The 18,550-nt window shown below is 54.2% G+C and carries 13 protein-coding genes; 12 read left to right on the top strand and 1 reads right to left on the bottom strand.

What is annotated here, in order from left to right; translation table 11 throughout:
* Positions 1-73: 73 nt before the first annotated feature.
* Both dcd and asmA read left to right on the top strand, forming a co-directional pair.
* A complete protein-coding gene (dcd, locus tag EGK14_RS05815; RefSeq protein ID WP_125288326.1) occupies positions 74-667 on the top strand; it encodes a dCTP deaminase in 594 nt (197 codons plus the stop codon).
* A gap of 64 nt (positions 668-731) precedes the next feature.
* The gene (gene asmA / locus EGK14_RS05810) at positions 732-2,564 is read left to right on the top strand and encodes an outer membrane assembly protein AsmA (RefSeq protein ID WP_125288133.1); all 1,833 of its coding nucleotides are present in this window, start codon (positions 732-734) and stop codon (positions 2,562-2,564) included.
* Between the two features lie 43 nt (positions 2,565-2,607).
* Here the strand turns inward: asmA and EGK14_RS05805 are convergent, their stop codons facing one another.
* A complete protein-coding gene (locus EGK14_RS05805; RefSeq protein ID WP_125288325.1) occupies positions 2,608-4,179 on the bottom strand; it encodes a TerC family protein in 1,572 nt (523 codons plus the stop codon).
* A 788-nt stretch (positions 4,180-4,967) separates the two neighbouring features.
* On the opposite strand from EGK14_RS05805, the gene wbaP reads away from it, so the two are divergent.
* The 10 genes from wbaP to EGK14_RS05755 all read left to right on the top strand — a co-directional run bounded on the left by wbaP (position 4,968) and on the right by EGK14_RS05755 (position 18,312).
* Positions 4,968-6,401, top strand: coding sequence for an undecaprenyl-phosphate galactose phosphotransferase WbaP (wbaP, locus tag EGK14_RS05800; RefSeq protein WP_125288132.1), 1,434 nt, complete (start codon positions 4,968-4,970; stop codon positions 6,399-6,401).
* 250 nt (positions 6,402-6,651) lie between these two features.
* Entirely contained in the window at positions 6,652-7,794 is a 1,143-nt protein-coding gene (locus EGK14_RS05795; RefSeq protein ID WP_125288131.1) for a polysaccharide export protein, read from the top strand.
* 12 nt (positions 7,795-7,806) lie between these two features.
* Positions 7,807-8,241, top strand: a complete 435-nt coding sequence (locus EGK14_RS05790) for a protein tyrosine phosphatase (RefSeq protein ID WP_125288324.1) — start codon at positions 7,807-7,809, stop codon at positions 8,239-8,241.
* Positions 8,242-8,253: 12 nt separating this feature from the next.
* Positions 8,254-10,422 (top strand): tyrosine-protein kinase Wzc, encoded by a 2,169-nt coding sequence (gene wzc, locus EGK14_RS05785; protein ID WP_125288130.1) that lies wholly within the window; start codon positions 8,254-8,256, stop codon positions 10,420-10,422.
* A gap of 96 nt (positions 10,423-10,518) precedes the next feature.
* A complete protein-coding gene (locus EGK14_RS05780; protein ID WP_125288129.1) occupies positions 10,519-11,424 on the top strand; it encodes a glycosyltransferase family 2 protein in 906 nt (301 codons plus the stop codon).
* 33 nt (positions 11,425-11,457) lie between these two features.
* A complete protein-coding gene (locus EGK14_RS05775; protein ID WP_125288128.1) occupies positions 11,458-12,588 on the top strand; it encodes an EpsG family protein in 1,131 nt (376 codons plus the stop codon).
* Between the two features lie 48 nt (positions 12,589-12,636).
* Positions 12,637-13,692: a glycosyltransferase family 4 protein gene (locus tag EGK14_RS05770; protein ID WP_125288127.1), complete on the top strand. Its 1,056-nt coding sequence runs from the start codon at positions 12,637-12,639 to the stop codon at positions 13,690-13,692.
* Between the two features lie 11 nt (positions 13,693-13,703).
* Entirely contained in the window at positions 13,704-14,504 is an 801-nt protein-coding gene (locus EGK14_RS05765; protein WP_125288126.1) for a glycosyltransferase, read from the top strand.
* A 69-nt stretch (positions 14,505-14,573) separates the two neighbouring features.
* Positions 14,574-16,790 carry a phage tailspike protein gene (locus EGK14_RS05760; RefSeq protein ID WP_125288125.1) on the top strand — a complete coding sequence of 739 codons (2,217 nt, stop codon included), beginning with the start codon at positions 14,574-14,576 and terminating at the stop codon, positions 16,788-16,790.
* A gap of 292 nt (positions 16,791-17,082) precedes the next feature.
* Positions 17,083-18,312 (top strand): glycosyltransferase, encoded by a 1,230-nt coding sequence (locus EGK14_RS05755; protein WP_125288124.1) that lies wholly within the window; start codon positions 17,083-17,085, stop codon positions 18,310-18,312.
* Positions 18,313-18,550: the final 238 nt, after the last annotated feature.

Raw genomic sequence — 18,550 nt, 5'->3', positions numbered from 1 at the left:
GGCCGGGTAGCCCGCGCAGGGAGCGCTCATGCTCCCGCCGCTCAGCCTGTTATTAATTTGGGAGTATCTGTCCATGCGTTTATGCGACCGTGATATAGAAGCCTGGCTCGACAGCGGCCAGCTTGATATCTCTCCGCGTCCACCGGTAGAGCGCATCAACGGTGCCACCGTTGACGTCCGCCTCGGCAATCAGTTCCGCACTTTCCGCGGCCATACCGCTGCCTTTATCGATCTCAGCGGCCCGAAAGACGAGGTCAGCGCGGCGCTTGACCGCGTGATGAGCGACGAAATCGTGCTGCCGGAAGGCGAAGCGTTCTTTTTACACCCTGGCGAGCTGGCGCTGGCGGTGACGTTTGAATCCGTGACCATTCCTGATAACCTGGTCGGCTGGCTGGACGGGCGGTCGTCGCTGGCCCGGCTGGGACTGATGGTGCACGTTACCGCGCACCGTATCGATCCGGGCTGGCAGGGACGTATCGTGCTGGAGTTCTATAATTCTGGTAAGCTGCCGCTGGCGTTACGGCCGGGGATGCTGATTGGCGCGCTGAGCTTTGAACCGCTTTCCGGGCCTGCAGCTCGTCCTTATAACCGCCGTCAGGATGCCAAATATAAAGGGCAACAGGGCGCGGACGCCAGCCGTATCGATAAAGATCAGGACGACGTATAGCGGCGGCGGGGCAGGGCCTGAGTCTGCGGCGTGCGTCAGGAAGTGGAAGCTATAAGGGGAAGGCATGAAAAGGTTTATCACCACGCTGGCCATTTTGCTGGTGGTTATCGTGGCCGGCATGACGGCGCTGGTTTTGCTGGTCAATCCCAATGATTTTCGCGCCTATATGGCCAGACAGGTCGAACAGCGCAGCGGCTATCAGCTGGCGCTGAACGGCGACTTGCGCTGGCACGTCTGGCCGCAGCTCAGCATTCTTTCCGGCCCGATGACCCTGACTGCGCCCGGCGCGCAGCAGCCTTTCGTCAGCGCCAGCAATATGCGGCTTGACGTCAAGCTCTTTCCTTTGCTTTCTCATCAGCTGGCGGTCAAACAGGTTCTGCTGAAAGGGGCGGTGATCCGCCTGACCCCGGACAGCGCGGCGCAGCGTCCGGCCAATGCGCCGCAGGGCCCGGCGGATACCGCACCGCCGCCGCCGCTGACCCAGCGCTGGACCTTTGATATCGACAACTTGCAGGTTGCCGACAGCCTGCTGATTTGGCAACAGAACAGCGGCGAGCAGCTTAACGTTCGCGATCTTAACCTGCAGCTGTCGCAGAACGCGCAGCGCCATGCCCATATTGAATTTGGCAGCCGCGTCAGCCGCGACCAGCGTGAACTGTTGGTGAATCTGAATGCGGATGTGGATCTCAGCCACTATCCACAGCATCTTGCAGCAACGGTAAATCAGCTGGATTACCAGCTGAGCGGCGCCGATCTGCCGCGTGAAGGCGTCAAAGGACGGGCGAGCCTGCAGGCGGAGTGGCGCGACAGCGATGCTTTCAGTCTGAAAAATCTGGCGCTGAGCCTTAACGACAGCCAGCTGAACGGTAGCGCCAGCGGGACGCTGGGTGACCGCCCGCAAATCGCACTGGATCTGCATGCCTCCGTGCTGAATCTGGATCCGCTGCTGGGGCTGGAAACCGAGGTCAACAGCGAAGGCCAGAATATCCAGACCCAGCGCGGCGGCCCTGCGCCCGTTATTGCTCAGCCTGCCCAGGATAACGCCAGCTCGCCGTTTAACCAGATGGACGGGCAGCTGGCGCTGTCGGCAGATAAGCTTAACTGGCGCGGTATGACTTTTGACGGGGTGAAGCTACAGGGCCACAGCAGTAATGGCCTGGTGACGCTGTCGACGCTGACTGGAAAAACGGGCAGCGGACAGTTTTCCCTGCCGGGCAGCCTTGATTTCCGCCATGCACAGACGCAGATCGCGCTGACGCCTTCCTTGCAGAATATCGCCGTGGCACCGTTGCTTAAAGCCTTTGAGCTGCCTGCTTCGCTGAGCGGCGATCTGACGCTGAACGGCAGCTTCAGCGGCGCAGGCCTGAGCGTGCCCGCCTTTAAACATGCCTGGCAGGGCAGTGCCGAAATCAGCCTGAACAATGCGCTGCTGTCCGGGCTGAACTTTCAGCGTATGATCCAGCGCGCCGTAGAGCGAAGCAGCAGTCGCATTCACGCCGCCGCCGGGCCGGAGAACGACTTCCAGCAAATCACGGGCAAGATGTCGCTGCAAAAAGGCCTGCTGGCTTTCGTCGACCTTCACGGACGCGCCTCAATGCTTAACTATATCGGTAAGGGCACGGTGAACATGGCGGACAAGCAGGCGGATATGAACTTTGGCGTAACGGTCACCGAGGGCTGGCAGGGCGACAGCGAGCTGATCGGACGGCTCCAGCAGACGCCGGTGCCGTTAAGGATCTATGGCCCGTGGGACGGCCTGAACTATTCGCTGCAAATCGATCAGGTACTGCGCCAGCAGCTACAGGATGAAGCGAAGAAGCGTCTGAAAGCGTGGTCGGAGAAAAATCCGCAAAGTGGTAAAAGCAGCTCGGTACAGAAACTGATTAACGATCTTTGACGGACGGCGCTGATAAAGCAGGATCGCTTTATCAGCGCCGGTGTTACCAGTCTTCTTCTTCCGTGACCAGAGGAATAATTTGCACTTTCTGCACGCGGTGGCTTTCCACTTTAAGCGTGCGGAACAGGCAGTCGTTAATCTGGATCTCTTCGCCTTCCTGTGGCACCCGCTGCATATGCTCCATCAGCAGTCCCGCCAGCGTGTGATACTCCCTTTTTTCGTCCAGCGGCAGCGGTACGTACATAATCAGGTCATCGAGCGGCATATGTCCGTTGGCCGTCCAGCTACCGTCTGCGTTTTGCTGGATATCGTAGCGGGGATCGATAGCTTCGCCTTCGTTAGGCAGGTTGCCCGCAATGGTTTCCATCACGTCGCTGAGCGTGACCACGCCTTCTACCGACCCAAATTCATCCACTACAAAGGCAAAATGCGTGCGCGCATTGCGGAACTGCTCCAGCGCCGGTAACAGCGACAGCTGCTCGGGGAAGACCAGCGGCTGACGGATCAGCGCGCGGATGTCCAGGCTGTCGCCGTGCAGCGCCTGCTTCAGCAGGTCGATAACGTGTACCACGCCGAGCGGATCCTCGCTGTTTTCCGTGACCACCAGCCGCGTATGCTGGTTCTGATCGAGCATCGCCATAATTTCCGTCGGCGACTCGCTGAGATCCACAGCAGCGATGTCCTGACGGGAGGTCATAATGCTGCTGACCGTGCGCTGCCCCATGCCAAGCACGCGCGCAATCATCATGCGCTCCTGCTTGTTAAATATTGCCTGGCTGCTGCTGTCGGCAACCAGTGAAGAGGTTTCCGCATCCAGCTCCGCCTGCTCGTGGCTGCCGCGCAGCAGGCGCAGCACGGCTTCGGCGGTACGTTTACGCAGGGGGGCTTTGGAAGAGAGGAAGCGGCGTCGGTTAAAATGCGCCAGCTGATTCAGCGCTTCGATAATCACCGAGAAGCCGATAGCGGCGTAAAGATAGCCTTTAGGAATATGATAGCCAAAGCCGTCCGCCACCAGGCTGAAACCAATCATCAGCAGGAAGCTCAGACAGAGGATAACGATCGTCGGGTGTTGATTAACGAAACGCGTCAGCGGCTTGCTGGCCAGCAACATTAAGCAAATTGCGATAATAACGGCCGCCATCATTACGGCCAGGTGGTCCACCATCCCCACGGCCGTGATCACGGAATCCAGGGAAAAGACAGCGTCCAGCACCACAATCTGCGCTACCACCGGCCAGAATTTAGCCCCACGCTTTTGTGGATTTTCATCCTCATCTTTACCTTCCAGCCGTTCGTTCAGCTCCACTGTCGCTTTAAACAACAGAAAAACGCCGCCCAATAGCATGATCACGTCGCGCGCGCTGAAGGCGTGTCCACCAACCGAGAAGAGGGCAGAGGTCAGCGAAGAGAGCCAGGAGATAGAGGCCAGCAGCAGCAGGCGCATAATCAGCGCCAGCGCCAGGCCCGTGACGCGGGCGCGGTCACGCTGCGCGGGCGGCAGCTTTTCCGCCAGGATAGCGATGAAGACAAGATTATCAATGCCCAGCACCAGTTCCAGCACGATCAGGGTGACAAGGCCAGCCCAGATTGACGGATCGACGATCCATTCAAACATCAGAAGTTCACTCATACAGATTAAGGAAATGCCATGATGATAGTGAACGTCGCCTGATTCAACAAATAATCCCCTGAAAGTCGCCGCAAGGTCGATAAACAGCCGAATAAATCGCCACTCATTCCTGGAATTGCCCGCGCAAAATTTGGCATACGGTTAAAAGGTTTTCAGGAATATTCGCATAGGTCTGCCTGTTGAAATAAGGGATACTTAAGGAATGAAGTAAAGTCAGACAGGAATATTCTGACTGTGACAGTAAAGCTAATCTGAATTTATCGTGAGGATAAAGATGAAAGGTATGGTTTAGCATGGCGCTGAAGGTAGTCTTAATCCTAAAAGCGCGCATGGGTAGCGGCAGGCTCTTGTAAACAGGCCAGTAATAACTAGTATAGCAATGTGTTAGTAAATGGCTGCGTTAATGTAGCAATTAGCACGGTCGCGTCTTAACGTTCTTTTTTATGTTCGGCTTTATGTAGACGCGCCAGTTAGTGCCTTTAGATGGCAGGATAAAACCAACACTTCAGGGCAAAATACAGCGCATTGGCAGCTACAAGCCAGGGGCGGTAGCGTGTCCGAAGCGGTGAAAAGACCACGCCTTTTGGCGATAAAATCACCGCAGTTGTTGATTTTACATGTCATTCTCTGATTGTACTGCCAGTTACCATGAGCTTTTACACAATTTCTGAATACGTCTCCTGTGTAATAAAGAGCGTGTCGATAAGATACGCAATCCTTAGCGGTGGGAATTATTAAATCACAGGCTTTTGAAGAAAAAATAAGAGTTAACTATGCGCGATATAGAATTTACATTTAAAGGACTGTTAATAAAAATATCACTGGCACTTTCAGATCTTATTTTCTTTAACGCCTCCTTATTTATTGCTGTTCTGCTGATGAAAACTTTTCCAAACAGTTTGTTGGAAAATATGTCAGAGCAGGATCTGCAATTAAAAATAAGTACACACATCATTCTCTCTGTGATTTGTATCGGCTGGTTCTGGGTTCGCCTGCGCCACTATACCTATCGCAAACCGTTCTGGTTTGAATTAAAAGAAATCTTCCGCAGCGTGCTGATCTTCTCCGTTATTGACCTGTCGATTACGGCACTGTCAAAATGGGAAATGTCCCGCTGGGTGTGGATTATTACCTGGCTGCTGGCGCTGATCCTTATTCCGGTCGGCCGCGCCATCGTTAAGCGCGTGCTGAACCGTAACGGCCTGTGGAAAAAGCAATCCATTATTATCGGCAGCGGTAAAAATGCGGAAGAAGCCTGGCTGGCGCTGCAAAGCGAAGAGGTAATGGGCTTTGACGTGGTGGCTTTCTACGATGTGGATGGCACTACGCCCGCGCCTGCGCTGTTCGGCATTCCGGTCATTCGTGACGAAACGTCGCTCTGGCAGCTGGTCAACAGCGAAACGCAATTTATTGTTGCCGTAGAATTTGAACAGAGTCAGTATCGTGACCTCTGGCTGAAAAATCTGGCAAAGCATAATTGCCGTTCCGTTTCCGTTATTCCTTCTCTGCGTGGCGTACCGCTATACGGTACTGATATGGCTTATATCTTCAGTCATGAAGTTATGATCCTGCGCGTCAGTAATAATTTGGCGAAGCGCACCTCGCGTTTCCTTAAGCGCACCTTCGATATTGTCGGCGCCTTAAGTATTATCACCATGCTGATGCCAGCACTGGCCTTCCTGATCTTTATGGTCGCTCGCGACGGCGGCAATCCTATTTATGGGCATGAGCGGGTAGGGCGCAACGGACGCAAATTTAAATGCCTTAAGTTCCGTTCAATGGTGGTGAATTCCAAAGAGGTGCTGGAAGAAGTGCTGCGCACCGATCCGGTAGCGCGTGCGGAATGGGATAAAGACTTCAAGCTAAAGAACGATCCGCGCATCACCCGCATCGGTCACTTTATCCGTAAAACCAGCCTTGATGAGCTGCCGCAGCTGTGGAACGTGGTTCGCGGCGAGATGAGCCTGGTTGGCCCGCGTCCGGTAATTGAAGACGAGCTGGAGCGCTATGCGGGCGACGTTGACTACTACTTTATGGCTAAGCCAGGGATGACCGGCCTGTGGCAGGTAAGCGGGCGTAACGATGTTGATTATGAAACCCGCGTCTATTTTGACTCCTGGTACGTAAAAAACTGGTCATTGTGGAACGATATCGCCATCCTGTTCAAAACCATCGGGGTGGTGCTTAAGCGCGACGGCGCCTATTAATTCGAGCTTTCGACGCGCTCTTCGGAGCGCGTCGCTGTTATAGCGTAGTTTGACTGTAACCGTCATGGACTCACGCGCTCACCACTTTCTTTGTTAAGCGTCGGTTCACAGCGAGCCGGCAAGGCATTAAAAAAGGATAGGGATCGGACGATAATGACTGACAGTTACAGCGATTGAAACGCTTATCTTTACTTTTGCAAGACGCTACACAGCGGCGGATCCGCCACTATCAATCAAATTACTGATAGCGATGAAACAGATGATTACAATCAAAACGAAGTTACTGCCCTTGTTGATATCGGCTACCCTCCTTTCCGGATGTACGGTAGTTCCGGGTTCAAAGCTTTCCACCAGCGGAAAAGACGTAATTAAGCAGCAGGACAACGATTTTGACATTGATAAATACGTCAATGTCTTCCCGATGACCCCAAGCCTGGTTGACCGTATGCGTCCAGCGCCCGTTGTGGCGCGCCAGAACGTCCAGCTACAAAATGAACTGCAAAACTATGAGTATCGTATCGGCGTCGGCGATGTGCTGACCGTTATCGTCTGGGATCACCCGGAGCTGACCACGCCAGCGGGCCAGTACCGTAGCGCCAGCGACACCGGTAACTGGGTTCACTCCGACGGCACCATTTTTTATCCTTATATCGGCCGCGTTCGCGTAGCCGGTCGTACCGTGCAGGAAGTACGTACCGAAGTTGCTGGCCGCCTGGCACAGTATATCGAAAGCCCTCAGGTTGACGTCAGCGTCGCCTCGTTCAAGTCGCAGAAAGCGTACGTGACGGGCGAAGTGACCACGTCTGGCCAGCAGCCGATTACCAACGTGCCGCTGACTATTCTGGATGCGATTAACGCCGCAGGCGGCCTGACCGCCAATGCCGACTGGCGCAACGTGGTGCTGACCCACAACGGCAGCGAAGTGCCGGTTTCTCTGCAGGCGCTGATGCAAAACGGCGATCTGTCGCAGAACCACCTGCTTTATCCGGGCGATATCCTGTTTGTACCGCGCAACGACGATCTGAAAGTCTTCGTGATGGGCGAAGTCAGACAGCAGACCACGCTGAAAATGGATCGCAGCGGCATGACGCTTTCTGAAGCACTGGGCAGCGCTCAGGGCATGGATCAGACCGCCTCTGACGCGACGGGCGTATTTGTTATCCGTCCAATCAAAGGGAAAAACCGCACCAAGATCGCCAACATTTATCAGCTTAACCTGAAGGATGCGTCGGCGATGGTGATGGGCTCCGAATTCCAGCTGGAACCGTATGACATTGTTTATGTAACCTCAACGCCGCTGACGCGTTGGAACCGTGTTATTTCGCAGCTGACCCCAACTATCACCGGTATCTATAACGCGAGCGAAAACGCACAGATCATTCACAGATGGTAACGGCGGGGCATGATGATTAATTCAATCTTAGTGGTCTGCGTCGGCAATATCTGCCGCTCTCCTACGGGAGAGCGGCTGCTGAAACAGGCGCTACCGGATAAAAAGATCGCCTCGGCGGGGCTGAGCGCGCTGGTCGACCATCCGGCCGACGAAACTGCCGGCAGCGTCGCCAGCGAACATGGGGTTTCGCTGGCGGGCCATCAGGCACGACAGCTGACCTCCGGCATGTGCCGGGATTACGATCTCATCCTGGTGATGGAAAAAAGGCATGTCGATCTGGTCAACCGCATTAACCCCTCCGTACGTGGCAAGACCATGTTATTTGGCCACTGGCTCAACCAGCAGGAAATAGCGGATCCCTATAAGAAAAGCCGCGATGCCTTTGAAGCCGTGTACGGATTACTCGAAAAAGCTGCCCAGAAATGGGTCACCGCATTAAGCCGATAGTTGGGATACTCGATGAATATGAAAAGTAAGGCGCCGACCGCGTCGAAAGAGGAAGCTGGCGGGTGGGATTTAGCGCACCTTGTCGGACAGCTGGTTGATCATCGCTGGATTATTGTGGCCGTTACGGCCTTCTTCCTGCTGCTCGGCACGCTCTATTCGCTGTTCGCCACGCCTATCTACAGTGCGGACGCGCTGGTGCAGGTAGAGCAGAAAAGCCCTAACACCGTGCTGACCGATCTGACCGAGGCGCCGGTGGAGCCCGCTTCCGCCACGGAGATCCAGATCATCCAGTCCCGTATGGTGATTGGCAAAACGGTAGACGATTTGGGCCTGAACATTCAGGTTGAGCAAAATCACTTCCCCTTAGTGGGTAAGGGCTTTGCACGCCTGCTGGGCGAAAAGCCGGCCAAAATCGCGGTATCCCGTCTTGAGATGCCGAAAAGCTGGAAAGATGCCAGCGTAAAGGTTGAGATCACCGGCGCCGACAGCTACACCGTCTCGAAAGACGGCGACGATCTGTTCAAAGGTAAAATCGGCCAGTTCCAGCAGCAGCATGGCGTATCAATGCTGGTCAGCGGCATTGACGCTGAGCCGGGCACCACTTTTACCGTCTCTAAGCTGTCCACGCTGGCGGCGATTGGCATGGTCACTAATAACCTTGCCGTGGCCGATAAGGGTAAAGATACCGGCGTGATGGGTCTGACCTATACCGGTGAAGATCCTGAGCTGATTAGCCAGGTACTGGATCGGGTCATGAGTAACTACCTGATGCAGAACGTGGAGCGTAAATCCGCTGAAGCGCAGAAGAGCCTGGAGTTCCTGCAGCATCAGCTGCCGCAGGTGCGCAGCAAGCTGGACGAAGCGGAAGACAAGCTTAACACCTATCGTCGCAATAACGATTCGGTCGATATGTCGCTGGAAGCCAAATCGGCGCTGGACTCCTCTGTCAGCGTACAGAGTCAGCTAAACGAGCTGACCTTCCGTGAAGCAGAAGTTTCCCAGCTGTTTACCAAGGATCACCCGACCTATCGCGCATTGCTGGAAAAACGTAAAACGCTGGAAGACGAGCAGAAAAAACTGAACCAGAAAATCGGTCAGATGCCGCAGACCCAGCAGGAAATTTTACGTCTGACCCGCGACGTGCAGGCCGGTCAGGAAATCTACATGCAGCTGCTCAACCGTCAGCAGGAGCTGAGCATCAGCAAAGCCAGTACGGTTGGCGACGTGCGCATCATCGACCATGCGGAAACCGCCTCCAAGCCTGTTGCGCCGAAGAAAATGCTGATTATGCTGGCCAGCCTGATTGCAGGTCTGGTGATCTCCGTTGGCATCATCCTGCTGAAAGCGCTGTTCCACCACGGCATCACCGCGCCGGACCAGCTGGAAGAAGCCGGCATGAACGTTTATGCCAGCGTGCCGCTTTCCGAATGGCAGCGTAAGAAAGACGTCGAGGCGCTGAACAAGCGCGGCGTGAAGGTCGATCCGCACAACAGCCTGCTGGCGTTGGGCAACCCGACCGACCTCTCTATTGAAGCGATCCGTAGCCTGCGTACCAGCCTGCACTTCGCGATGATGGAAGCCCGTAACAACGTGCTAATGATCACCGGCGCCAGCCCTGGCATTGGTAAAACCTTTATCAGCGCCAACCTGGCGACGCTGGTTGCGCAGGCGGGGCAGAAAGTGCTGTTTATCGATGGCGATATGCGCCGTGGCTATACGCACGAACTGCTGGGCGCGGCCAATAAGTCCGGGCTGTCTACCATCCTGTCGGGCAAAACCGCCTTCACGCAGGATCTGATCCAGCGCGGCGAATACGGCTTTGACTTTATTCCGCGCGGGCAGGTGCCACCAAATCCTTCCGAGCTGTTGATGCACAGCCGCATGAACGAGCTGCTGGAATGGGCGAGCAAAAATTACGATCTGGTGCTGATCGATACGCCGCCGGTGCTGGCCGTGACCGACGCAACCATTATCGGCAAGCTGGCTGGCACCGCGCTGATGGTAGCGCGCTTTGAAACCAACACGCTGAAAGAAGTAGAGTTCAGCTACAAGCGCTTTGCGCAAAACGGTATCGATATTAAAGGCGTCATTCTTAACGCCGTCGTGCGGAAAGCCGCCAATGCGTACGGCTACGGCTACGACTATTACGATTACAGCTACAAAGGCAACGCAAAAAGCTAACGCTTAAAAGGATCCGCCGCGAGGCGGATCCTTTCGCCTCTGGAATCAGGCCTGTTTCCGGCTGTTTTATGTATAACGTTTAAAAGGTGCCTTGTGATGAAGGATATTTTCTTCTCGATCGTTATCCCTGCCTATAACGCCTCCGAATCGATCGTCACCACGCTGGACTGCGTTAAAGCGCAAAGCTATAAGCATTTTGAAGTGATTATCGTCGACGACAAATCGGCCGATGCGGCAAAGCTGGCCGAGGTCGTTAACAGCGCTCGCTACAGCGACCTGAAAATTAATCTGGTGCTGTCAGAGGTTAAACTCAACGGCGCGGGCGCACGCAACCGGGGCATTGACCTGGCGACGGGCGACTATGTCTGCTTCCTGGACGCCGACGATGAGTGGCATGAAGACAAGCTGCTGGAAAACGTCAAAAAAATCCAGGAGCTGACCGCCAGAGGCAAAGACCGCTTTGTGATCTACAGCCAGGTCAACATTATTCAGGACGGCGCCTTTTTAAAGGTTATGCCGATCAATTTGCCTGCGCACAATGAAAGCATCGCCGAATATCTGTTTGGCTGCTACGGCTTTATCCAGACCAGTACTATTGTGCTGAAGCGCGAGCACGCGGCGGAAATTAAGTTTGATGAGCGGTTTATCCGTCATCAGGACTACGACTTCTGCATTCGCGCGGATAAAAACGATTTTGAATTCGTGATGATTGCGAAACCGCTGGCTAACTACCATATGGTGAGCAAATTCAACTCCAGCCATAAAGGCGAGTCCGTAAAGTACTCCACCTTCTGGCTGAAAAGCATGAGCCCGTATCTGAGCAAGCGGGATGTTTATACCTATAAAGCGTATAAGCTGCCGATCCGCTATAAAATGGATGGCAAGGTGCTGCATGCCAGCCTGAGCTTCGCGCAATATTTCTTTTTAACCAACAAAGGCAATCGCGATTATTTTCTCGGCCGTTTAAAACAGAAGTTCTCAGAACGTATTGCAAAAAAATAGCCCTGATTAAAATAATAAGACGGCGGAACAACAATGGCCATATATTGGATAATCAGTTACAGCATTCTGGCGTGCTGTATTTTTGAGTTGGCAGCAATCAACCAGCTTAACGACCCCAGGATTAAACGCGTCATTATGTGGCTGGCGTTTATCTGCACGATGGCGCTGATCTGTTTCGGCGGCTCGCGCGGTCTGCACTCCGGCATGGATGACAGCCAGTACCTGGACTTTTTCGCGGATTTTTCGGCACAGCTTCACGTCAATACCTATGACGCGATCACCGACACCTATCGCTATGAAAAACTCTTTATGCTGCTGGCCTGGCTGTTTTCACTGGTCACCAGCCAGAGCTACTATTTTCTCTTTTTTATCTGCTTTATTGCGGTTTCGACTAACGCTTACTGCTACAAAAAGTATTCTCCGCTGATCCTCTGTTCGCTTTGTTTATATTCAACTCACCTGTTTATCAACAAAGATATGAACCAGATCCGCTTTGGTTTATCCAGCGCCTTTGCTATCGCCTTTATCTGCTCGCTGGCGACAAAGCGAAACGTGCTGGCACTGGTGTTTCTGGTGCTCAGTACGCAGTCGCACGCCACGGGTTATACCATCCTGCTGGCGGTGCCGTTCTTTTTCCTGCGCGAGCGCAAGTATCTGCCGCTGATTATCGTCTTCGCCTGTATTCCGTTGGGAATTATCGGGGGGAAAAAGCTCTTTCTCGACTCGTTGGGCATCGTGCCTGGCCTGGGTGAACGAGCGGCGGGCTATAGCGGCACCGACTTCGATACCGCCTCGCCGGTGTTTGGCCTGGCAAACCTGAAAAATATCTTCTTTATTGCCGCCTTTACCCTTTATTACTTCCGTAACGGCATCCAGAAAGGCGATCGCCTGGTTTATATCCTGCTGGTTTCGTACGCGGTTGGCGCGGGCGTGCGCATTACGTTCTCCGACTTCAGTATCTTTGGCGGCAGGGTGGGCAACCTGTTCCTTCACGCCGAACCGATACTTTTCTCTTTCTTGCTGCTGCGAATACGCAATCTGCTGGTAAACGTCGCCTTGTTAGCGGGGATCTGTTCTTACTACCTCGCCTATAACACGATACTTTCCGCGCAGTCGATTACCGGCTATAGCGTAGCGCCACTGTTCCGTATGTTCAGCGGCTAGGCGGCTCAGAGCCGCGCTTTTTGCTCAATTTCAACAGGATGATTGAATATGTACAAATTGCTGATCCTTATTGACGGCATTTCCAACAGCGGCGGTACGGATCGCGTTGCCAGCACCTTATCCAGCCTGCTCAGCAATAATGATTACGACGTCACGCTCTATTCGTTGAACAAAGGCGATCCTTACTATCCGACCGATGCGAAGGTTAAAATTCGCTACCCCGAAGCGACCGCGCGCCTGCTTAAGATCCGCGAGTTTATCCGCTTCGCGAAATCGCAGCCTTTTGACGGCATTATGATTATCTCTATGGGCAAGCTTTCCGTGCAGGCGCTGCTGGCCATGAAGCTGTTCGGCGTGAAGTCAAAAATTATCTGCTGCGATCACGTCTCGATTGAAACCTTTAAGACCCCGATCCGCCGCCTGAAAGTGTTCTGTTACGGCCTGGCAGATAAAATTGCCGTGCTCACCGATCACGACAAAAGCTACCTGGAAAAAAATTACGGCGTAAAAAACGTGCACGTAATGCGAAATATCTCGCCTTTCCACGCGGAAAGCAGCGCCAGCAGCTTTGATGAGGTTTTTGCCGGCAAGCAGAATCGGGTACTGGCCGTAGGGCGTCTGACCTACCAGAAAAATTTCGATCGGATGCTCGACGTCTGGCAACGCGTGGATAAGCAGGGCTGGACGCTGCAAATCGTCGGCGACGGCGAAGACAAACCCGCGCTGCTGGCAAAAATTAAAAGCTACGGCATGGAAGCGAGCACGGAAATCATCACGCCCAGCAAAAAGATCAACGATTACTACCGCGCCGCCGGCATCATCATCATGACCTCCCGTTATGAAGGCCTGCCGATGGTGCTGATCGAGGCGAAAAACTTTGCGCTGCCCGCCGTCGCCTTCGACTGCAAAACCGGCCCGGCGGAAATTATCAAAGACGACGGGTTCGTTATCGATTACGACAACGACGACGCCTTTGTGGCGCAGCTCAACATGCTGATCGCCGACGAGCAAAAGCGCAAAATCTTTGCCCACGCGGCCTGGCGCAACGCCGAAAACTACGGGCCGACGCTGATCTTACAAAAGTGGAATGAACTTCTGAATTAACGGGTGATGTTATGTTTTCAGTTCTTATGTCTCTCTATCACAGAGAGAAACCGGAAAATGTTGAGCAGTGTATGCAGAGCCTGTACGAGCAGACGCTGCCTGCTGACGAGATCGTGCTGGTCTACGATGGCCCGCTGGGCGACGATCTGAAAGCTGCGGTCAACAACTGGATGGACAAGCTGCCGATCGTTATCGTGCCGCTGGAAAAAAACGTCGGTCTGGGCAAGGCGCTTAACGCGGGTCTGGATCGCTGCTCGCATAATATCGTGGCGCGCATGGACACCGACGATATCTGCCTGCCGGAGCGCTTTGAAAAACAGATCCCCTATATGGAAGCGCATCCTGATATGGCGCTGCTGGGCGCGGCGGTAATTGAATTTGATGAATTTGGCAACGAACGTCTGAAGCGCCTGCCGCTGAACAACGCAGAGATCCGCCATTTCGCCCGCATGAAGAACCCGTTCAACCATATGTGCGTGGTGTTCCGCAAGGATAAGGTGTTGGCGGCGGGCAGCTACCAGCACCACCTGTTTATGGAAGACTACAATTTGTGGCTGCGTATGCTCTCGCAGGGCTATGACGTTGCCAACCTGCACGATGTGCTGATGCGCGTGCGCTCGGGCAGCGAGATGGTCAGCAAGCGCCGCGGCATGACCTATATCAAAAGCGAGGTGCAGCTGTGGTCGTTAAAGAACCGCCTGCGCCAGACCAACTTCGTGAACGGCACGCTCTATTTTCTGATCCGCACCTCAACGCGGGTGATGCCGGTAAGCGTAATGAAGTTCCTGTACGAGCGGGATCGCAAAGGATAAAAAAGCCTGCACCGGACTATACCTCTGGATGAAACAGCATCGACACTTACCTGATTAACGGAATTTTGTATGAAGCGCAGAGAATTAATCCGAACAGCATTTTCCTCTATCGTGGCAACCGCAGCACTGAGTTCGCTACCCGCAGCCGCCCGCAGTGAAGAAGCGGGCCTTAAGCTGAAGAAAGTGCCGGCCGATGCCATTCCCAAAAATGACGTTCCGATTTTTTCGCCTGACGACGTCTTCACCATGCCCGCCGAATTCTGGCATGACTTTAACGGCAAGCTCTATATCGGCAAGGCGGGTACCGACCCCGCTCAGCACCCGATCGACGTTTTTGTTAAAAGCGCTAACGGCGAGGTTTCGCTGCTGTCGCAGCCCGTGTCGCTGAACAGCGATACCTTAAAACGCTTTGTGGCGGCCAAAGGCGCGCTGTGGTCAAACAGCGAATATTCGATGGCGCTCTATAACGATCGCGACGAGCAGCTGTTCTACGTGCCGGACGTGAAAAACAGCGGCGCTTCCGAATTCAGCCGCCGCCTGGCGCAGCCTTCCGGCTACCAGCTGATTGGTGAAATCGGCTCTTACGAGGAATTACGCCACACGCGACCGCTGTTCAACGGCGCAAAAGTGCGGCTTAAGGGGTGGCACGCCGGGACGGAAACGGGCGGCGGTGCCTTTGTCGGTGAGCTGACCAAAGCACAGGATGACGGTGGCTATATCGCCTCGTCCGGTCAGGATTACCACTGGCGTCGCATCTCTGACGATCTGAACGCGCTGACCATCTTTGACTTTGGCGCGGTGGCCGACGGCCGCACCGACTCGCTGCCCGCCATTCAGGCAATGTTCCACTGGGCGCAGGATAACAACAGAATGTTGTCCGTGCAGTTCCCGGCCGGGCGCTTTTTCGTCTCCTCGTTTGATATTTCCGCTAACTACGTCAGCTATTTCCGCGTATCGGGCGCGCCAATCAACTTTGGCTATTTCCCCTCGACCACGATTGTCTCCGATGGCAAATCGGACTTTGCCTTTAAGGTGAACGCGCGTTGGGTAGAGATCAGCAACCTGAGCTTTGAAGGCCGCAATAAAGAGCTGCCGAATACGCAGGGCTTTTATCACAATGCGTGTCCGGCGGGGCAGTACTTCCGCGGTTCCTGCCTGCGCTTTATCGGCGTTGGCGGCACGTCGCTGAGCCTGGTTGATACGCTGGATTGTAAAATCGACCAGTGGTATGCCAATAACTGTACCGGCGATGTGATCAAAGCGACCTGGTCCTGGACTAAAAAAGGCAACTGGGACCACAGCACCGCTATCGAACTGTCGAACTTCAACGTGCAGCACTGCTCTAAAGGCATGGCGCTGAACCTGCCGCGCTGTACGCAGTCGATTATTCACAACGGCTGGATTGAGCATACCGAGTTCCCGGGCGATCTCTCCAACGGTCAGTGGATCGTTGACGCGTTAAGCATTGAAACCTGCCCGAACCCGCTGATTGCCCACCACTCGCGGCTGAATATGCGGCAAATCAACCTGCAGGCGAAAAGCTGGATTGATAACTCGTTGCAGGGCGATGAGTGGCTTGGCCCTTACGAGCGCGGTTCCACTCGCGTAGAGTCTTACGGTATCGCCGCCGACGGCAGCATGAAGTACAACTATCTGACTTCACGCTTTCGTATTCAGAACAACAGCAACCAGGAAAAATGGTATTTGTTGGGCAACATCCATACGCCGGATGTGGGTGACAGCTGGGAAATTGAGATCCTCGGGCAGTCGCAGTTCAGCAACGGCACTACGTCGGAGCCGCTGCATAATCTGCTGAACGATCGCAACACCGGCGGTAAAGCCGTTATCACCCTGCAACGCAAGGTTCACGGTTTTGAAGGAAGCTGGCACATTGAGGGCAGCAGCCCGATTGTTGACGTGATGTATACCACTACGCACGATGCCGATACGCAGGTCTTTGTGAAGCTGGCTGGCTGGGTAGGCTCGTCCGGCGTGATGATGAAAACCACGGCGCGCGATCGCTTCCTGACCGGCCAGTGCGCCCGCTTCGATGCAGAGATGGATTTCAAAAATCCACCGCAGGGCGCGCGTCAGGCCGTGCGTCGCTTCTCGCTGCATAATGGTAAAGCGGGGGTGGGCGCCAACGAGCAGGGCGATCTGCTGGTGCAGTCGCGGCAGCTGGATGCGGCCGAGGTCGACACCACTAAACCCGGCGGTTTTGTTTCCATGGTAATCAACGGTCAGCAGGTTGCGGTGCCCTGGTATGCGCTAAAAAATCAGGGTTAACGGCTGCTTTCGGCGGCCAGCCCGCTTTTAATCGTAAAAAAGCAGGCTAGCCGGTTGATTTTTAGGATAATTACGCTTGTCTACCCGCACAGGTTAGCTGCTAGTATTAGATAAATTGATCGAGCTGTTCGGGGCAGGGCGAAACGTTCCTGCCTCGCTGCTAAAACCGCCTCTTGGTGGATACGACGCTGCGAATATTATGTCTTTCGCCCCGGGCGATCCGCCAGTCTGCGCAGGAGCGCGTTCCCGGGACTTACTACCGAAGACGTCGTCAGTATTTTAGGGTAAATCGATGAAACTAACTTTTTTCACCATGCGTTTTCCGGTAGCGTCAGAAACCTTTGTGCTCAACCAGGTAACCCATTTTATTGATAGTGGGTATGACGTAGAGATCATCTCGGTTTTTCCGGGCGATCATGTTAACCGACACGCGGCTTTCGATCGCTACAACCTGGCGGAACGTATTCATTACCTGCTGCCGGAAGAGCAAAAAAGCAATGCGGAAAAGCTGAAGCAGCGCCTGAAAATGATCCTGCCGAAGCTCTTCAAGCCTGGGGTTATTAAAGCCATGAACGTGGGGCGCTATGGCGATCAGTCCATGAAGCTGCTGCTGCCGGCTATCGTCGCCTGGGCCAAAAAACCTATTACGTCAGATGTGTTTCTGGTGCATTTCGGCTATGCGGGCGCGCTGGCTAACAAGCTGCGCGAGCTGAACGTGCTGCGCGGCAAACAGGCGACGGTTTTTCACGGTGCGGATATTTCCCGTCGCTTTATCCTCAACGAGCACCGTAAAGATTATCCCATCCTTTTCCGCGATACCGAGCTGCTGCTGCCTATCAGCCATCTGTGGGAAAGAAAGCTGATTGCCATGGGCTGCCCGCCGGAGAAAATCCAGGTCACGCGGATGGGTATTGAACCTGAAAAATTCAATATGAAAGCGCGTGAAGCGCTGCATCAGCCGTTACGGATCCTTACCGTGGCGCGTCTGACCGAGAAAAAAGGGCTGGGCGTGGCGGTAGAAGCCTGTAAGTATCTGAAAGAGAAAGGCGCTAATTTCCAGTACACCATTATCGGCAATGGCGATATGGAAGATCAGATGCGTGACACCATTCGGCAGGCCCGGCTGGAAGACTGCGTGCAGATGGTCGGCTTTAAGCCTCAGGAAGAGATTAAGCGTTACCTGGACGAAGCCGACATCTTCCTGCTGCCTTCGCTGACTGCCGCCGATGGCGATATGGAAGGTATTCCCGTCGCGCTGATGGAAGCCATGGCCGTAGGGCTACCGGTGGTTTCCAGCGATCACAGTGGCATTCCGGAGCTGATTGAAAACAATGTGTCCGGCTGGCTGGCACCGGAAGGCGACGCGCAGGCGCTGAGCGATATCCTGTTCCGGTTGTCCAAAGGCGATGTGGACGTCGCGCCCGTGGTCGCCGCCGCCCGCCAAAAAGTGGAAACGGAGTTTAACCAGCATATTGCCTATCAGGAACTGGCGGAAACGCTGGAAAAGCTGGCTAAGCGTTAATAAATCGCACTATTAGTTTCAGATAATCTTTATTAAAGCGGCAGAGTAAATTTGCCGCTGAGTGCAGCGTAATTATATTTTTGTGCGGACTTATCGAATAGCCCACAATTAATTCAGCGCTAAGCTAAAACAGGTAAAGGCGATTGCTGCGGCAATGGCCTTTTTTTATTTAAGCCCGATAAGTTACCGAAACTGAACGCGTTCAGTGCAAAGTCTGGCAAAGCCGCGCCGCCTGCGT

This window comes from Erwinia sp. 198, from assembly GCF_003937915.1.
GTDB lineage: Bacteria > Pseudomonadota > Gammaproteobacteria > Enterobacterales > Enterobacteriaceae > Erwinia > Erwinia aeris.
The sequence above is the reverse complement of the archived record's forward strand: the minus strand, read 5'-3'. Positions and strand labels throughout refer to the sequence as shown.